This is a genomic window from Streptomonospora sp. PA3, assembly GCF_009728995.1.
In the GTDB taxonomy this organism is placed as follows: Bacteria; Actinomycetota; Actinomycetes; order Streptosporangiales; family Streptosporangiaceae; genus Streptomonospora.
In genome coordinates this window covers 1-17,208 of sequence record NZ_VTZW01000010.1, presented here as the reverse complement: position 1 = coordinate 17,208, position 17,208 = coordinate 1, and the positions used below count along the sequence as shown (strand labels likewise).

At 71.2% G+C, this 17,208-nt stretch carries 14 protein-coding genes; 3 read left to right on the top strand and 11 right to left on the bottom strand.

Features of this window, described 5'->3' with window-relative positions:
- Window positions 1-123: 123 nt before the first annotated feature.
- The 8 genes from FZ103_RS12370 to FZ103_RS12335 all read right to left on the bottom strand — a co-directional run bounded on the left by FZ103_RS12370 (window position 124) and on the right by FZ103_RS12335 (window position 11,176).
- Window positions 124-1,047, bottom strand: a complete 924-nt coding sequence (locus tag FZ103_RS12370; RefSeq protein WP_186356196.1) for a LysR family transcriptional regulator — start codon at window positions 1,045-1,047, stop codon at window positions 124-126.
- A 567-nt stretch (window positions 1,048-1,614) separates the two neighbouring features.
- A complete protein-coding gene (locus tag FZ103_RS12365) occupies window positions 1,615-4,374 on the bottom strand; it encodes a PEP/pyruvate-binding domain-containing protein (protein ID WP_186356195.1) in 2,760 nt (919 codons plus the stop codon).
- Entirely contained in the window at window positions 4,374-5,006 is a 633-nt protein-coding gene (locus tag FZ103_RS12360; protein WP_186356194.1) for a TetR/AcrR family transcriptional regulator, read from the bottom strand. Before FZ103_RS12360 ends, FZ103_RS12365 begins: the two co-directional genes overlap by 1 nt.
- 282 nt (window positions 5,007-5,288) lie before the next feature.
- On the bottom strand, window positions 5,289-6,212 hold the full coding sequence (locus tag FZ103_RS12355) for an RNA polymerase sigma-70 factor (RefSeq protein WP_156001185.1): 924 nt from the start codon (window positions 6,210-6,212) through the stop codon (window positions 5,289-5,291).
- Between the two features lie 148 nt (window positions 6,213-6,360).
- Window positions 6,361-6,834: a carboxymuconolactone decarboxylase family protein gene (locus FZ103_RS12350; protein ID WP_156001183.1), complete on the bottom strand. Its 474-nt coding sequence runs from the start codon at window positions 6,832-6,834 to the stop codon at window positions 6,361-6,363.
- Between the two features lie 354 nt (window positions 6,835-7,188).
- Window positions 7,189-9,105, bottom strand: coding sequence for a hypothetical protein (locus FZ103_RS12345; protein ID WP_156001181.1), 1,917 nt, complete (start codon window positions 9,103-9,105; stop codon window positions 7,189-7,191).
- Window positions 9,106-9,278: 173 nt separating this feature from the next.
- Window positions 9,279-10,445 carry a 5'-methylthioadenosine/S-adenosylhomocysteine nucleosidase gene (locus FZ103_RS12340; protein WP_156001179.1) on the bottom strand — a complete coding sequence of 389 codons (1,167 nt, stop codon included), beginning with the start codon at window positions 10,443-10,445 and terminating at the stop codon, window positions 9,279-9,281.
- Window positions 10,442-11,176 carry an NUDIX domain-containing protein gene (locus tag FZ103_RS12335; protein ID WP_156001177.1) on the bottom strand — a complete coding sequence of 245 codons (735 nt, stop codon included), beginning with the start codon at window positions 11,174-11,176 and terminating at the stop codon, window positions 10,442-10,444. Before FZ103_RS12335 ends, FZ103_RS12340 begins: the two co-directional genes overlap by 4 nt.
- A gap of 241 nt (window positions 11,177-11,417) precedes the next feature.
- Between FZ103_RS12335 and FZ103_RS12330 the strand changes: the two genes are divergently transcribed.
- Window positions 11,418-11,894, top strand: a complete 477-nt coding sequence (locus FZ103_RS12330) for a GbsR/MarR family transcriptional regulator (protein ID WP_156001175.1) — start codon at window positions 11,418-11,420, stop codon at window positions 11,892-11,894.
- The gene (locus FZ103_RS12325; RefSeq protein ID WP_156001173.1) at window positions 11,891-12,760 is read left to right on the top strand and encodes an SAM-dependent methyltransferase; all 870 of its coding nucleotides are present in this window, start codon (window positions 11,891-11,893) and stop codon (window positions 12,758-12,760) included. Before FZ103_RS12330 ends, FZ103_RS12325 begins: the two co-directional genes overlap by 4 nt.
- Window positions 12,761-13,004: 244 nt before the next feature.
- Here the strand turns inward: FZ103_RS12325 and FZ103_RS12320 are convergent, their stop codons facing one another.
- Together FZ103_RS12320 and FZ103_RS12315 are read right to left on the bottom strand one after the other, a co-directional pair.
- The gene (locus FZ103_RS12320) at window positions 13,005-13,679 is read right to left on the bottom strand and encodes a VTT domain-containing protein (RefSeq protein ID WP_343233495.1); all 675 of its coding nucleotides are present in this window, start codon (window positions 13,677-13,679) and stop codon (window positions 13,005-13,007) included.
- A 184-nt stretch (window positions 13,680-13,863) separates the two neighbouring features.
- A complete protein-coding gene (locus tag FZ103_RS12315; RefSeq protein ID WP_156001171.1) occupies window positions 13,864-14,250 on the bottom strand; it encodes a VOC family protein in 387 nt (128 codons plus the stop codon).
- Window positions 14,251-14,403: 153 nt separating this feature from the next.
- On the opposite strand from FZ103_RS12315, the gene FZ103_RS12310 reads away from it, so the two are divergent.
- Window positions 14,404-15,216, top strand: a complete 813-nt coding sequence (locus tag FZ103_RS12310) for a class I SAM-dependent methyltransferase (RefSeq protein ID WP_156001169.1) — start codon at window positions 14,404-14,406, stop codon at window positions 15,214-15,216.
- Between the two features lie 137 nt (window positions 15,217-15,353).
- On the opposite strand, the gene FZ103_RS12305 is transcribed toward FZ103_RS12310, so the two are convergent.
- A partial coding sequence (locus FZ103_RS12305) for a DNA-directed RNA polymerase subunit beta (RefSeq protein ID WP_156001167.1) occupies window positions 15,354-17,208 on the bottom strand: 1,855 nt, incomplete at its 5' end.

Here is a 17,208-nt window from a genome sequence, read left to right as displayed (position 1 = left end):
GCAATGGTGCGCCTCGCGTAGCGCGGCCCGCCCGATTCGCGCAATCCAGCCCCATTGCCGCAACCTCCTGTGGTGACCGACTTCTTAAACAGACGTAGCGGCGCGCCCGCTCCGGCCGACGTCTCAGCCGGGGTGGGCGCCGTCCAGCGGTCCCCGGCTCTCGGCGTCCTCGCCGGGGTGCCGGGCCGCGACCAGATCGACGAACGCCTGCGCCGCGGGCGACAGCGCGTCCGGCGGCCAGACGAGCACGCCCCGGCGCGCCAGCGGCGGGGCGAGGCTGACGACCACGGCACCCAGCCCGGCCGCCTCCATGGCGAGCCGGTGCGGAAGCAGGGTCGCGCCGGCGCCGGCGATCACCAGGGGCACGATCGCGGCGCGGTGGGTGGTCTCCACGGCGATCCGCGGCGACGTTCCGGTGAGCGCCAGGGCGCTGTCGAGCGCGCTGCGGGTGGTGGTGCCGCTCGGCGTGGTCACGAGGTCCAGCTCCGCGAGCTTCTGCAGGGGCATCGGCTCCTGGGGGCCCGCCGCGGAGGGCGGGAGCACGGCCAGGACCTCCTGCTGGGGGAGATCGAGCACCCGCATGCCCGCGGTCGAGACGCCCTGCTCGGTGAGCCCCACCTCGCACTGCCCGCGCCGCACCAGGTCGACGATCGCGGCCGCGTTCTCCGCATCCACGATGCGGAACTCGACCCCCGGGTGGCTGTTGCGGAACGCCCCGACGAACGACGCGAGCGGGTCGACGGCCAAGGTGGTGACCGCGGCGATGTCGATGCGCCCCGACACGAGTCCCGACACCCGCTGGGCGGCGGTCTGCACCCGCATGAAGTCGTGCAGCACCTGCCGGGCCGGGTCCAAAAGCGCCTCTCCCACAGGTGTCAGCACCACGCCCCGCCCGACCCGGCGGAACAGCGGGGCGCCCACCTCTCGCTCCAGGACCCCTATGGCATAGGACAGCGACGGCTGCGCGATCCGCAGCGAGTTCGCGGCACTGGTGAAACTCCCATGGCTCGCGATCGCGAGAAAGTACTCGAGATGCTTTCGCTCCACACGAACTTCCTCCACGACTGCGGGCAGGGGCCGGCACGCGCGCGCCCGCCCGGGCGCCCACCCGCCGCGGTCTCCGCCGGCGCGGCCTCGCTGCACACGCCTGCGCGCCCGGATACAGCGAAACATACCTGATCACGCGATCGGCGCAGGAGAGGCGTGTTTTCAGCGGGCGTGTGCGGGGGTGCTTTGAGGCGCCGTGTTCCCTCCTCGCTCGGTCGCACTATGTTCCCCGCGGGCCTTCGGGGTGCTTCGACGCGCCGTCTTCCCTCCTCGCTCGGTCGCACTATGTTCCCCGCGGGCCTTCGGGGTGCTTCGACGCGCCGTCTTCCCTCCTCGCTCGGTCGCTCGTTCCTCGCTCCCTCGCTCGTCGGTCCAGACGGCGCCGCACCCCTCCGGCCCGCTCAGGGCCTCGCTCCCTCGCTCGTCGGTCCAGACGGCGCCGCACCCCTCCGGCCCGCTCAAGTCCTCGCGCTCCGGGCTCATCAGTCCAGACGGCGCCGCACCCCTCCGGCCCGCTCGGGTTTTTCAGCGGGCGTGTGCGGGCGCTTCGACGCCCCCGCACACCCCTTAGTCCTGGCTCTTCGCGGGATCGGAGACGACGGTCAGCGTCCCGGACGCGCCGTCGAGTTCGACGAGTTGGCCGTCGGTGATCCGCCGGGTCGCGTCCTCGACGCCGACGAGGCAGGGTTTGCCGTACTCGCGGGCCACGAGCGCGCCGTGCTGGAAGCCGCCGCCGGTCTCCAGGACGATCCCCGCGGCGTTGACGAACAGGGGCGTCCAGCCGGGATCCGTCGCCCGAGCGACCAGGACCTCTCCCGGCAGCACCGGCTTCTCGCCGGCATGGCGCAGCACCTTGGCCGGACCGGAGGCCACGCCGGGCGACACGGCCTCTCCGGCGAGTACGCCGGGGCCCGGCGCCCGCGCCGCGGGGCGCGGGATGCGGCCGCGGGAATCCACCGCGACCGGGAACCGGACGCCCGGAAGGTGCCGGACCCGCCTGCGGTAGCGGGTGTTGCGGCGGGCGCGGGCGCGCAGGTCGACCGGCGCGGCGCCGGCGGCCTCGGCCAGGTCCGCGTAGTCCAGCTCGAAAACCTGCTCGGCGGAGTCCAGGCGCCCGGCGGCGGCGAGTTCGCGACCGGTCTCCAGCGCGCGCCGGCGCACCAGGTAGCCGGCCCTGACCAGTTGGTACTTGTGGATCTCGCGGAGTCCGCCGAGTTCCTCGACGGCGGGGTAGAGCCGCCTCACCAGCCACGCCTTGACGGGATTGCGGGTTCCGGCGAGCAGGCGGTCATAGGCCGCGCGGCGTTCGCGCTGGCGGCGCTCGTAGGCTTGCCGCGGAGCCTCCCGAGCGGATTCGTCGAGCAGCACATAGTGGCGCAGCTGCTCCAGCACGGGCCGGGGGTCGTCGGCGTAGCGGGGCGCGGCCAGGTCAAGCTCGTCGGGACCGCGGAAGCCGTAGTCGGCCAGGAACGCGTCCCAGCGGCGCAGGAACGACTCCGGCAGGTCCCGCTCCACGAGACGCCGGGCCAGCGCCTCGATGTCGCTGTAGGCCTGCGGCCCGGCGGACTCCTCCAGCGAGCGCGCGAGGTCGTAGAGCTCCAGCCCCATGTCGATGGTGACGTTGCCCGGCATCGACCGCAGCGCGGTGCCGAGGTTTCGGCGCTGCTCGTCGGAGGCGCGCCGGTAGAGCGACCCGAGCAGCGACGCGGCGGTCTCCGCCGCAGCGGTGAGCGGCAGGCCCTCGCGCACGAGCAGGCGGACGGCGGGCTCCGCGGCCTCCTCGCCGAGCCGGGGCAGCGACCGCGCCGTGCGCGCCACACCGGCCAGGTGCCGGCGGTGCCGGTCCACCGCCGCCGCGTAGCGCCGGCGGGCGCGCCGCGGCGCAGTGAGCGCGGCCAGTGCCGCGGCGAGGAGGCCCCCGGAGCGGGCGGCGGTACCCGCGACCGCCCGTGCGGCGCCCGCCGGCTGCGGCTTCGCCGCCGCCTTGCGGTACCGCCGCGCATCGACGTTGCGCAGGGTCCGCGCGGCGTGGACGTCGAGCGCCGCCACGGAGCGCGCCAGCCGCTCCGTGCCCAGCCACAGGATGTTCGACGCGTTCAGGTACCAGCGGCCGCCGACCGTCAGGATGAGCCCGCCCGCGTCGCGCGTCGAGACCCGCAGCCCCGTCACCTGCCGGACCATCTCGACGATGGCATCCTCCATCCACCGCTCGCCGAGCACCGACAGCGGCTCCTGCAGCCCTTCCTCCAGCAGCGTGCTGTCCAGGTAGAGCCGCCTCGGCTCCTCCGGCGCGGTGAGCAGCTCCTCGGGCAGCGGGAAGTAGGTGGTGACCGGACGCGCCTGCAGCAGCGACAGCTCTCCGCCGGCGGTATAGGCCCATTCGACGTCGACCGGGGCCGAGGTCAGCGCCTCGACCCGCTGCACCGCCCGCGCGACCTCCGCCGCCTGGTCCCGGGTCAGCGAGCACCGCCCGCTGCCGCCGCCCTGCTCACCGGGCCGCTCGGCCGAGCCGCCCTCGGGCCGGGACCACAGGGCGGTCTCCTTGGCTCCGGGCCGGACGTCGACGACCCGCCCCGTCGCCTTGTCCACGACGAACCGGTCCGGCGTGACGGCGCCCGAGACCACCGTCTCGCCCAGTCCCCAGTTCGCGTGGATCACGGCTTCGTCGTAGTCGTTGCTCTGCGGGTTCAGGGAGAAGGCGACTCCGGCCGAGGCGCTGTCGAGCTGGCGCTGCACGACCACCGCGATCTCCACCCGGGTGGGGTCGAAGCCGCGCCGGCGTTTGTAGGAGACCGCCGGGAAGCCCATGCCGGAGAGGAAGACCGCGCGTACGGCCGCGGCCAGGTCTGCCGGCGCGACTCCCAGGACGGTGTCGTAGACCCCGGCGAACGAGGCGCCCGACAGGTCCTCCTGGGGCGCCGACGAGCGGACGGCGAGCAGTCGCGGGTCCCGGGAGCCGTCGGCGGGGCCCGGATCCGGACCCGGGCCGGGCAGCTCGGCGAGCGCCTCGGACAGCCCCCGCTGCTGTGCGGCGGTGAAGGCGAGGTCCTCGCCGGCGGCCGCCAGCTCCGCGGCGCGGGTGCGCAGCTCCTCGTCGGCGGCGTCCTCGGCACCGGCGGACGCGGCGAACGCGCGCCAGGCGGCGGTGGCGCGCAGCTGTTCGAGCCACGGGCGGAAGAACGCCGTCGTCAGCACGAAACCGGGGGGCACCGGGAGCCCCGCACGGGTCATCTCGATCAGCGAGGCGCCCTTGCCGCCCACCTCCGCCGGGCCCGGGCGTTCGGCGGTGTCCAGCGAGTACAGCGTCTGCTCGGGTTCGGACCTCATCATCCTTCCTCTCGCGCGGTGCTCGAGGCCGGCTCGGTCTCCAGCAGGGCGCGCAGCGCGCCGAAGGCGCCGGCGGCGTCGGTGCCGGAGTCCAGCAGCGCGTGCAGGACCAGGCCGTCGCCTGCCGCCGCGATCAGTGTCGCCAGCGCTGCGGGGTCGGCATCGGCGCGCACGGCGCCCCGCCGCTGCTCGGCGCGCACCAGTTCGCTCAGCAGGCGCCGGTACTCGTCCAGCAGCGCGGTCACCCGCCGGGCCAGGTCCGGGTCCCGCTCGGCCTCGCGCAGGGTCTCCACCAGCAGCCCGGACAGCATCTGCTCGGGCGGCTCGCGACGGGCGAAGGCGGCCGCGATCGCCCCGATGAGGTCGGCCAGCGTTTGCACGGCCGCCAGCTCCTGGACCGGAAAGGCGGCTTCGACCGCCTCCAGCGCGGCCTGGGTCAGCAGTTCCCGCTTGCCGCGGAAGTGGTAGCTCACCGCGCCCAGCGGCAGTCCGGCCCGCTCGGCCACCGCCCGCGTGGTAACCCGCCCCCAGCCGACCTCGGCGATCAGCGCGGCCGCCGCTGCGAGCAGCCGCCGCCGCGTCTCCTCGGAGCGGGGGCGCGGTGGCGATGTTTGGTCAACTGAACTGTTCACTTGTACAAGTGTAGCAGCGTGCTGGTTCCCTGGGGCTGACCGCCGGGATGCCCGGGTCGGCACGGAGACGACCCGCCGACCCGCGTCGCGCCGCCGAAGCCGGGTGGATCCGCGCCGGCAGACCGGACCGCGGTGGAGCGGAGGGCGGCGATTGCGGATGCTCGGCGCTCGGCGGCAGGAGCCGCGCGGGCCGGGCATCCGGCGCCGCACAGGCCGCTCGGCCGTCCTGCGGCCGCCGAGGCGACCCGCCGGCAGACGACCGGCCGGTACCGCCCGCCGGGATCAGTTCGCCTGCCGGCGCGCCTGCCGCACCTCGCGGTTGACGGCCCAGGCGTCGCCGACCGGCCCGAGGTGGGCGAGCTTGTCGGGGTTGAGCACCACGTGAACGGCCTGGATCCGCCCGTCGAGGACATCGAGGGCCAGGGTGTGCAGGACCCTGCCGTCCCGGTCGCGCAGGATCGCGCCGGGCTGGCCGTTGACCTCCTGCGGCTCGAAGGTCACCGCGACCCGGGCCAGCAGCGGGAAGCCCGTGCCCAGCACGCGGGCCACCTTCTTGGCGCCGGTGACGGTGTTGGCCAGTTGCGGGGCCTTGCCGCCGCCGTCCCCGACCAGCTGCACGTCGGCGGCCAGCAGTTCCTGCAGCCCGTCCACGTCGCCGTCCTTCAGCGCCTCGAAGAACCGCGCCGCCAGCTCCCGCTGCTCCCGCCGGTCGGCGGCGAACCGCGGCCGGCCGTCCTGCATATGCCGCCGCGCCCGCACCAGCAGCTGCCGGCAGGCCGCCTCCGAACGCCCCACCGCCGCGGCGATCTCGCCGAACTCGAAGGCGAAGACCTCCCGCAGCAGGAAGACCGCCCGTTCCAGCGGGCTGAGCCGCTCCAGCAGCAGCAGTGCCGCCGTCGACAGGGAGTCGGCCAGCTCCGCGGAGCGGACCGGATCCTGGTAGGGATCGCTCAGCAGCGGCTCGGGAAGCCACGGACCGACATACCGCTCCCTGCGCACCCGCGCGGAACGCAGCACGTCGATCGAGATCCGCGTGACCGCGGCCGACAGGAACGCCTTGGCGGATGCGGGGCGGGTCGCCGAGCCGTCGAAGCGCAGCCACGTCTCCTGCACCGCGTCCTCGGCCTCGCTCACGCTGCCCAGGATCCGATAGGCGATGGAGAACAGCAGCGGCCGCAGCTCCTCGAACTCCTCGACCTTGCTCATGCCCGATCCTCCTTCCCGGAGGCCCTTCCGCCCGGCCGCGGTCGCGCCGCCGGTGTCTTCCAGTCAACCCCGGTCATACGCGGGCGATGGCGGCGCCCCCCGCGACCGGAAGCCCGGGGCCTCGGCGGGCCCCGAGCCGGTCGGTGAGCTAGTGGAACTGCCCGGGCTCATAGGAGCCGGCCGGCTGGCGGGTGATGATGTTCATCCGGTTCACCGCGTTCATGAAGGAGACGAAGATGACCAGGGACGTGAGCTGCTCCTGGTCGTAGTGCTTGGCGGCGTGCTGCCACACCTCGTCGCTGACCCCCTCGGCGGCGTCGGCGACCCGTGTTCCCTCCTCGGCCAGTGCCAGCGCGGCGCGCTCGGCGTCGGTGAAGACGGTGGCCTCCCGCCACCCCGCGACCAGGTTCAGCCGCACGGAGGTCTCCCCGGCGGCGGCGGCCTCCTTGGTGTGCATGTCGATGCAGACGGCGCAGCCGTTGATCTGGCTCACCCGCAGCGCCACGAGTTCCTGCGTCGCGGCCGGCAGGGGTCCCTCCTTGAGCTGCTTGCCCGCGGACATGAAGGTCGTCATCATCCTGCCGGCGATCGGGCTGGCGAAATAGTTCAGTCGCGCTTCCATGCTGGGCTCCTCGCACTCGTCGGTGGCTACACCCCCTGAGACGAGGCGGCCCGGCCCCCTGTGACACCGAGAGCTGTGACCCGCGTCTCCCCGCAACCGGGCGCCCGCCGGCCGGGGGACTGCTCGCCGTCCTCTACCGCGCATCGTCCGCACCGGTGGCCGCGCTACCGAGTCGCGACCGCGGTGTCGATGACGGGCTGTTCACGCGCACGAGGCGCCAAGGACGGGCACGCCCCTGAGCGATTCCGCCCGGGGCCCCGCTCCCGCGACCAGTGGGGCGGAGTCTCGGCAACTTCGCGACCACGCTGCGCAAGAAGTGGGGCCGCGGGGGTCATCCACCCGCTGCCCCGAGGATCACCGCAAGTTCCGTGCGCTAGGGGCACGGTTGATCCATTCCTTGCCCTCGGCGGCGATGCCTTCCAAGATGTGCAGGGTATGCGCGAATCCGGCCGCATCGAGGTTGATCCTGGACAGTGCTTCCAGGTCGGCGAGGTCCTCGTTCAGTTCCGGCTGCGCGTATTCCGGAGCGGTGACGCGGATGTTACGCGTGGGTCCGTTGTTGAGGATCAACGTGAGGGTGTAGCTGAACGCATCGGTCTCCGAGTAGCGCACCGAAGAGACCGCGTCGAAGCGGTAGTTGTTGCGTTCCTTCGCGTTAAGCGCGGCTCCCACGAAATCGAGTTCCGCATAGACTTCGCGTACCCCGTCGTTGGTTATCAGGAAAAGCCGGATGTCGTATTGGGAATAGCGCCAGGGGCCTCCTTTGACGCGCGCCCGCCTGTGGTTGCCCGCGGGCGTCTGCAGAAAGGCGTGGGCGAGGATGTCGTGCCAGGCTAGTCCGTAGTGGATCAGGGCTTCGTCCAGGATCTTCGTCTTGTCGCAGTTCAGCCAGACTTCCATCTCGCTGTCCGACGGGCGGAGCGCGTCCAGCTTCTGTTTCCACCGCTGATAGGCGGCTTCGCGTTCTCCGAGTAGTCGCTGGCGGTCCTGCACGTCCTCGGCAGCCCTTCGACGCTCGCCGATGATGTGCAGCCATCGCTTCGCGGAGCCCCTCCCGGTCACTGCCGCGACGACCGTGGCGAGAATCGTGAAAAGCGGCGAGGCCGCCAGCGCCGAGACGACGACGAGCAAGGCCGCGGGAGCCAGGACGACGAGTGCTATCGAGCACCACATCTGCCGGGAAGGGTCGACCTTGTACCGCTCACGGTGTTCCAGGAGCGTTCCGGATTCCCAGCGCCTGCGTACATCGCTGACCATGTGACGAATGAGCCATTCGACTCGATCGACGCCGATCCTGCTCTCCCGATAAAGCTCGACAATCTCGTCCCGCAGGGCCATTCGGACGCCGGACGTGTTGGCCAGCCATAGTCCTCTATCCGTATCCCGGGGAACGTACTTCGAGAAATAGTGGGAAAAGTAGTGGTCGACCCGGTTGGCGAATCCGCCGTCGGGAGCTTGATGTAGCTGCGCGGGGCCGAAAAGCTCGCGCTCCTTGGTCTTCAACCGCTGCGCGGAATAGCTCCATTCCAGGCCCGTGAGCACCGCGACCGTCCCGGCGGCGACCGTCACCAGGAAAGCCAGCACGGCGACCACGGCGCCGTCTGCCAGGACCGTCACGCCGAGCGAAAGAACGGCGGCAGCAAACAATCCGGACCGCCAAACAGCCGCAATCCGGTCGCCGGAGGTACTGGTATCGGGCACGGGCCTGCGGACCCGCGGACCGATCGGATCGGGATGGAAGAAGGCCCACACCCGGTTGCGGCGATCCCCGGAGAACCTGGCGTTCGCTGCGGCCTGTCGGCTATCGGCCCATAGGCTGTCCTTCATTCCTCCGGTAAGGACCAGATCCAGATGACGGACGATCCTGCTGCGCAGGTAGTCGGGCAGAGCATGCAACTCCGCCAGCGCCGACCGGGGGTCGCCCTGGGATTCGTCCAGGCACGCAAGAAGTTCGCAGACCGCCCGCAGTGCCCGCTTCCACTCGTCGTCGGTGTACTTCTGCATTCCGCCCCGGACATCGTCCAACCGCTGGCGCTCTCCGGGGGAGAGGTCCAGGAAAGAGCGCTTGCTGAGCATGGCGAGAACCCAGTGGAAGCGCACCTCAGCATTCTCGAACCCGTGGGCGATGGCTTCGCCTATCAGTTCAAGAGCCTTCGCTGGCACACCGGCTTCCAGATAGTTGAGGCCGACCTCGTACTTGCGGTCCGCCGGAGCATCCGGAAGGACTTGGTAGACCGTGGAGTTGTGTACTTCCTGTGCCTGGATGCCCACACCGGAGCCGGGTTGGGCCGTGTTGTGGGTGAAGGCGCCAGGGAACTGCGGGTGCGGTGGAGCGCCGTGGGGGTGCGGAGCGCCGGAGGCGTAGGGAGCGCCCGCACCATGGGGCGGGTAGGGGGTGCCTGCTCCTTGTTGGGAGTAGGGGGCTTCGTGGCCGGCCGGGGGCATCATGACAGCCCCTGCGCAGCTGCGAGGAACGCCGCCACCTTGGCCGCCGGCTCCGCCAGGTCGCCGACCAGTCCGCGCAGCCGCTTGAGGGCGAGGACAAGCGTGCTCGTGGCCTGTGGGGCGTCCCCTTCCAGGGCTTTACCGGCCGTGTCGAGTTCCGCTTGTGCCGCCGCGAACTCGTCGTCGCGGAGGTTGCCCGCGGCGTGTTCGCGGGTCAGCGAGGCTCGCAGTTCGTCTAGCTTCGTGATCAATCCCGCGGCGGGCTCCGGAGTCGGTTGCGCGCTCATCGAGACGTTGCTCCCGATGACCGTTCCGGCCTGAATCCCGACCTGGCCGGCGGTGTTGTTGTTGACGACGCTTCCAGTCGCGGCCGTTCCCCGGCCTCGCGCGGAGTTGGCATCGTGCATGGCGGCCTGCTCCCATTCGCTGGTGAGTTCCTCGGCGAGTCGAACGGCCAACGCCGCCGCGTTCGCGGCCGCGGCGGGTTGCCAGTCGGCATCCGTTTCGGTGGTCTTGGTTCCATCGGCCCGATCGCTGATACCGCGGATAACGGCGACCGGGGACCCGTTCAGGTGGCCGGCCTGAGCCACGCCTGCGGCCTCCATCTCGATCGCCAGCGCGTCGTTGTAGATGTTCCTAATCCATTCTGCTTGGTAGGAGATCTGCGAATTCTGCACCACCTCACCGGCGGCAATGGCCCCGAAGTGGAGCTGCGGCGCGCGGTCGCCCGGTGGTATCCGGTCGGCCCAGTCCCCGGTCCGGCCTAGATGTGAGGCGATCTGGCTAATTTCGTGCGCGACCTCCCAGACTCGAGGGCGCGCTTTGAGACCGTCGTCCTCGCTTGTGCCACCGTGGTAGGCGTAGATGTGCGTCGCCATCACAACGTCGCCCAGCTGAGCCGATTCCCGCAACGCACCGGCCACTCCGACGAACATCATCAGTTTCGGGGAGAACTCGTGCATCGCCCGCTCAGCGAGGACCGCGGCCGAGTGGTTGCCTTTACCGGTAAGGCCCAGTGCCACACGGCATCGGGCGCGCGGCAGCGCGCCGACCTCGAACCGCGTTCCTCGCTCATGGCGGTGAATCCCGGGGTCGACCAGTTTCTGCCGAACAGCCTCGTACTCCAGGTTGAGGGCGGTGAGCATCACCACCGTGTTATCGGTCATTCCGTCCTCTCGTTCCTCGTCGGTGGATCAGGCCGGACCAGCGGGGGGTGCAGTACAGTCCGTGGTCCCCGCCGGAACAGTTGTGCGGGTCTTCCCTTGGTGCTTCTTCGGCGATTCGAGCCCGCCGGGGTAATGAACCCGCGCGCGGCCTGCACCTTGCGGTAGAAATTGCGCGAGTCGAGCCTGACACCCCACACCGTCTCGTAGACTTGCTGAAGATCCGAAATCGTGAACGTCTCATCGCAGAAAGCGGTAGCAAGGGCGGAGTGCTCGATCTTCGTGCGGGCGCGCTCGACCCCGTCAGTCAGAATCTGCTCGTGGTCGAAAGCGAGTCTCAGCTGGCCTGAGGTGACGTCTTCCACCGGTCTCCAGCACGCGCTCGCCGCGTCCGTTCCTGCGATCGGTTCGGGAAGGCCGGGGGCGATCGCCAGGTAGGCGACGGAGACGACGCGTCCTCGCGGATCACGCGACGGTGCCCCGTAGGCGCCCAGCTGTTCGAGGTGCAACCGCGAGGCGTCCAGGCCGGCCTCCTCGCGCAGCTCGCGGTGGGCCGCGGTCAGGATGTCCTCACTGACGTTGTTCAGGAAGCCGCCGGGAAGCGCCTGGTCGCCTTCATAGGGGGCGATTCCGCGCTCTACCAGAAGGACATGCAGCTTCGCGGACCTCAAGGTCAGGATGACCAGATCGACAGCGACCAGCACAGAAGGCGGTTCCCAGAGCTCATCGGACATGGCGCGACTATAGCTTTTCGTCAATAAGACGGAAAGTCGGTCAGTGGCCCACGGTGACCGAAACAATGCACTTCGGTCGGACAGAATCCAGTACCTGTGGGTCGTCGCTGCGCAGCCCTCCGGAGTCGGTGCCCGGAACCGAAACGACTGTGCGGGTCGTCGTCGGTTTCGGCATGCGGGCATTGCGTTGCCAGCTATTTCATAAGATACTGAAATTGCTAGCAACCACGGAAGGAATCGCATGGCGGAAGGCCGGTCGCCCGAGCAGGGGGAGGCGCTCGCGTGGGTGGAGCGTGTCGCCACGGTCCTCAGTGCCGACGGGATCCCGCCGATCGCCGGGCGGATCATGGGGTGGCTGATGATCTGCGACCCGCCGGAGCAGTCCGCCGGAGAGATCAGCGCGGCCATCGGTGCCAGCCGGGCGTCGCTGACCACGAACATCCGCATGCTGACCACCATGGAGCTCGTGACCCGGCGCACCCGCCCCGGCGAGCGCACGGTGTACTACCGCGTCGACGACGACGCCTGGTACCGGGTCGTCCAGCGGCAGATCGCCGGTGTGGCCTCCTACGTCGAGGTCGCGCGAGAGGGCATGGACCTCCTCGGCCCCGACAGCGCGCGCGCAGCACGCGTCCGCGAGTCCTACGAGGTCCTGTCCTGGCTGGTGAAGGTGTTCGCCGAGGCGCCGCCCCCGCCCGGAAAGGAAGGCCCGTCATGAGCAATCCGGCGGCTCGGACCGCGGACGGTCCGATGGCCATCGTCGCGGTCGACCAGTTCGACGAGCACCCGCTGATCCGCGATCCGCTGGCCCACCGGTTCCTCACCGGCGGTGCGCGCTGGTTCGCGGCCGCCAACCGGTTGGCTCCGGTGCGCCGGTGGACGATCCGCAGCATGGAGAAGCGGATCCCCGGCCTGTGGGCGAACATGCTGTGCCGCAAGCGCTACGTCGACGACCGCCTGGCCGAGAGCGCGGAGTCGGGTATCGACGCCGTCGTCGTCCTCGGGGCGGGATTCGACGACCGCGCCTACCGCCTGCCCGCGCTGGAGGCGACACCGGTCTTCGAGGTCGACCTGCCCGAGAACATCGACCGCAAGCGGGCCGTCCTGCGCCGCGCCTACGGCGGGGCGGTACCCGGATCGGCGACGCTGGTCCCGCTGGACTTCGCGACCGGCGATCTCGCCGGCGCCCTCGCCGCGCACGGCTACCGGAAGCGGTGGCGCACCTTCTTCGTCTGGGAGGCCGTCACCCAGTACCTGGATGAGGAGGCCGTCCGGGCGACGTTCGACGTCCTGGCCGAGGCCACCGCCGGAAGCCGGCTCGTCTTCACCTACGTCCATCGCGACCTCATCGACGGCACGAACCTGTTCGGGGCCGAGGCGGCCTACAACAAGTGGGTGGTGCGGGAAGGCCTGTGGCGCTTCGGGATGCGGCCCGAAGAGGTGGCGGGATTCCTCGCCGGATACGGCTGGCGCGAAGTCGAGCAGGCGGGCGCGCGGGAGTTCGCGGCCCGCTACGTCGCCCCGACCGGGCGCGCGCTGGGTACGACGGACGCCGAGCGCTCGGTCTACGCCGAGAAGGTCTGAGCCGTCCGCCGCCCGGGCGGCCGCGGTCGGCAGGCCGACCGGCGAGTCCCACGCGTATCCGCCGATTCGGCAGGTGCGTCCCGCAAGGATGCGGGACCCCGGAGAGGACGCGTGGAAACCGCATGCGGTTCCGCCCGGCAGGGCGAAAGCGGGGAAGACGGGCATGCCGACCCTGCCGATCGCCCGGTCGGCCGCCGCTGAAGCCCTTTCCCGGATCCGCTCCCGGATCCGCCCGGGCCGGCGTTCACCGGGCCGCGCCCGTGGCATCGGGCTCGGCGACTGCGGGCGGGGGAGGCTGAGCCGCTCCGGACGAGGCCGCGCGGCGGCGCCGGCGCACCAGAAACCGCACCGCTTCAGTGGCGATGCCGATGCCGGCGGAGAACCCCACACCGATCGTGACGGCCAGCAGGTGGTTTCCCGCGAAGGCCTCTCCGGCGGCGAAGCCGACGAGTCCCGAGTACAGCGCCCACAGCACGGCGGCCAGCGCGGCGAAGGCGGCGAACCGGGCGAGGGGGTATTCCAGGGTTCCGGCGGCGAACGTGGTAGCGGTGCGTCCTCCGGGGACGAAGCGCAGCGCCACGATCATCAGCCCGCCGCGCACCCGCAGCGCACCGGTCGCCCATTCACGGGCCGCACGGCCACGCTTGCCCGGGAGCAGGCGCGCGGTGGCGCGGGTGCCGAGCAGGCGCCCGATCGCGTAGGAGACGTGGTCGCCGACGAAGGCGCCCGCCGCCGCCACCGCGATCGCGGCGGCCAGGTCCGCGTCCCCGGAGGCGGCCAGCGCGCCGGCGGCGATGACCGTCGTCTCGCTGGGCACCACGGGGAAGAACGCGTCGAGGACGCAGACCAGGAAGATCGCCACCAGCGCCCACTGCGACGCCATGGCCCCGGAGATGATCCCGTTGATCGCGTCAACCACGGCGGCCCGCCGTTTCCGGCGAGCGGGTCCGAGCGGCCTGGGAGGGCAGGGCGGTCGGGGAGGGGATCATGGCAAGAACCGGCATGGCGAGCAGACTATGGGCCGCGCCGTATCCGCCGCCATGGTGCGACCGCCCGAACCCCTGTAGTGGTGCCCCCACCCGAGCCGGCGCCGCAGGCGGCGGTCAGCCGAGAAGGTCCCAGCGGTTGCCTGCGATGTCGAGGAAGACCGCGACGCGGCCGTAGGGCTCCGTGCGCGGTTCGGTGACGAAGCGGACCCCCGCCTCGACCATCCGCGCGTGGGCGGCCGCGAAGTCCTCCACCCGGAGGAAGAACCCCACGCGTCCGGCGACCTGTGCGCCGACCGCCGCGGCCTGGTGCTCCCCGTCGGCACGGGCGAGCAGCACGCCCGTCGCGGCCCCGGGCGGACGCACCACGACCCACCGCTTCGGGCGTCCGTCGTTGGTCACCGCCGGAGAGTCCTCCGCGAGTTCGAATCCCAGGGCGCCGACGAAGAATTCGATCGCCGGATCGTACTCGTCGACGACGACGGTGACCAGATCCAGGTTCATGCCGGCAGCCTAGGAGAGCGGGAATCTCGAAATCTCGACCGGGCAACCGCGCCGCCCGCACCGTTGCCACCGTGCGTCGGCGGTTGACAGCCCGGACGAGCGGCCGGACAAAAGGAGATGCACACCGCCGGGATACTGTGCTGGGGTAAGGGCATGCGACCGAGTGACGAGGTTGTCGCGCACTATTCCCGAGGTGTCGAGCGCGACCGCCTGGGGACATGGGGGCGGCTGGAGGCGCTGCGCACCCGCGAGCTTCTGGCGCGCTTCCTGCCGTCCGCTCCGGCCGTCGTCTGGGACGTCGGCGGCGCCGAAGGCGCATACGCCCTCCCGCTGGCCGAAGCCGGCTACGAGGTCTACCTGCTCGATCCCGTCCCCGCCCACGTCGACGCGGCACGGGCCGCGTCGGCCCGGCAGGCCGCCGCACCGCTGGCCGGTGCCGTGGTGGGCGACGCGCGCGGGCTTCCCGCCGCCTCCGCAACGGCCGACGCGGTGCTGCTGCTCGGACCGCTGTACCACCTGACCGAGGCGCGGGACCGGGAGTCGGCGCTGACCGAGGCCTACCGGGTGCTCCGCCCGGGCGGCCGGCTGCTCGCCGCGGCGATCTCCCGGTTCGCCTCGACGCTCGACGGACTGCGTGCCGGGATGGCCGCAGATCCGGTGTTCGAGGGCGTCATCGAGGGCGACCTGGACACCGGGGTCCACCGCAACCCCGAAGGCCGGCCCGGATGGTTCACGCTCGCCTACTTCCACCGCCCGGACGAGCTTCGCGAGGAGGTCCGCCGCAGCGGCTTTTCGGACGCCGAGGTGTACGCGGTGGAGGGCCCGTGCGCCCAGGCGAGCATGAACCTCGACCTGGACGACCCGGTCGCCCGGCACGCGGCGCTGCGCGCCATCGCGCGCGTCGAACAGGAGCCGAGCCTCCTCGGCGCCAGCTCGCACCTGATGGCGGTGGCGAGCAAGCCGTAGGCCGCCGTGGGCGTGTCCGCAGCGAGCCGCGCACTCGTGCGCGCCCCGCGCCGAATGCGCGTAGGGCCCCCGGCCGACGGGGACGGGCGTTCGCCGTCCCCGTCGGCCGGGGGCCGCCGGTCCGCGTTCAGGGGCCGTCAGACCTCTTCGACACTGCTCGGCTCGCGCCGGCCCAGGTCGATTCCCAGTTCCTCCGCCGCGCGGAAGACGTCCTCATCGGTATCCCGCATCTCGATGGACATGCCGTCGCTGGACAGCACCTCCACGTTCAGACAGAGCGACTGCATCTCCTTGATGAGCACCTTGAACGATTCGGGGATGCCCGGTTCGGGGATGTTCTCGCCCTTGACGATGGCCTCATAGACCTTCACGCGGCCCAGCACGTCGTCGGACTTGATGGTCAGCAGCTCCTGCAGGGCGTAGGCGGCCCCGTATGCCTCCATCGCCCAGACCTCCATCTCGCCGAAGCGCTGGCCGCCGAACTGCGCCTTACCGCCCAGCGGCTGCTGGGTGATCATCGAGTACGGGCCGGTGGAGCGTGCGTGGATCTTGTCGTCGACCAGGTGGTGCAGCTTGAGGAAGTAGGTGTAGCCCACCGCGATCGGTTCGGCGAACGGCTCACCGGTGCGGCCGTCGAACAACCGCGCCTTGCCGTCGGCGTTGATGAGCCGGTTGCCGTCGGCATCGGGGCGCACCGACTGGATCAGCCCGCCGAGTTCGTCACCGCGCAGCCCGTCGAAGACCGGCGTGGCCACGCGGGTGTCCGGAGGCACGTCGGTCGCGCCGATCGCGTGGAGCGACTTCTGCCACTCCTCCTCGGTCCCTTCCACATGCCAGCCGTTCTTGGCCAGCCAGCCCAGGTGGATCTCGAAGATCTGTCCGACGTTCATGCGGCCGGGCACACCCAGCGGGTTGAGCACGATGTCGACCGGAGTGCCGTCCTCCATGAACGGCATGTCCTCCTGCGGCAGGATCTTGGCGATCACACCCTTGTTGCCGTGCCGGCCCGCGAGCTTGTCGCCGTCGGTGATCTTGCGCTTCTGCGCCACATACACCCGCACCAGCTCGTTGACCCCGGGCGGCAGCTCGTCGCCCTCCTCGCGGCTGAACACCCGCACCCCGATGACCTTGCCCGACTCGCCGTGGGGCACCTTCAGCGACGTGTCGCGCACCTCACGCGCCTTCTCACCGAAGATCGCCCGCAGCAGCCGCTCCTCGGGCGTCAGCTCGGTCTCGCCCTTGGGCGTGACCTTGCCCACCAGGATGTCGCCGTCGATCACCTCGGCCCCGATGCGGATGATGCCCCGATCGTCCAGATCGGCCAGCACCTCCTCGCTGACGTTGGGGATCTCCCGGGTGATCTCCTCGGGCCCCAGCTTGGTGTCGCGCGCATCGACCTCGTGCTCCTCGATGTGGATCGAGGAGAGCACGTCGTCTTGGACCAGGCGCTGGGACAGCACGATGGCGTCCTCGTAGTTGTGGCCCTCCCAGGACATGTAGGCCACCAGCAGGTTCTTGCCCAGCGACATCTCGCCCTGGTCGGTGGAGGGCCCGTCGGCCAGCACCTGGGCGGCCTCCACCCGCCGGCCCTCCTCGACGATCGGGCGCTGGTTGAAGCAGGTGCCCTGGTTGCTGCGGCGGAACTTGCCCAGCCGGTAGGTGGTGCGGGTGCCGTCGTCGGCCATCACGGTGACGTAGTCGGCCGTGACGTCCTCGACCACCCCGGCCTTGTCGGCCAGCACGACCTCGCCGGCGTCGGTGGCGGCCCGGTACTCCATGCCGGTGCCCACCAGCGGCGACTCCGCGCGCAGCAGCGGCACCGCCTGGCGCTGCATGTTGGAGCCCATCAGCGCCCGGTTGGCGTCGTCGTGCTCCAGGAACGGGATCATGGCCGTGGCCACCGAGACCATCTGGCGCGGCGAGACGTCCATGTACTCCACCTCGTCGGTGGAGACCGCCTCGAACTCCCCGCCCTTGCGCCGAACCAGCACC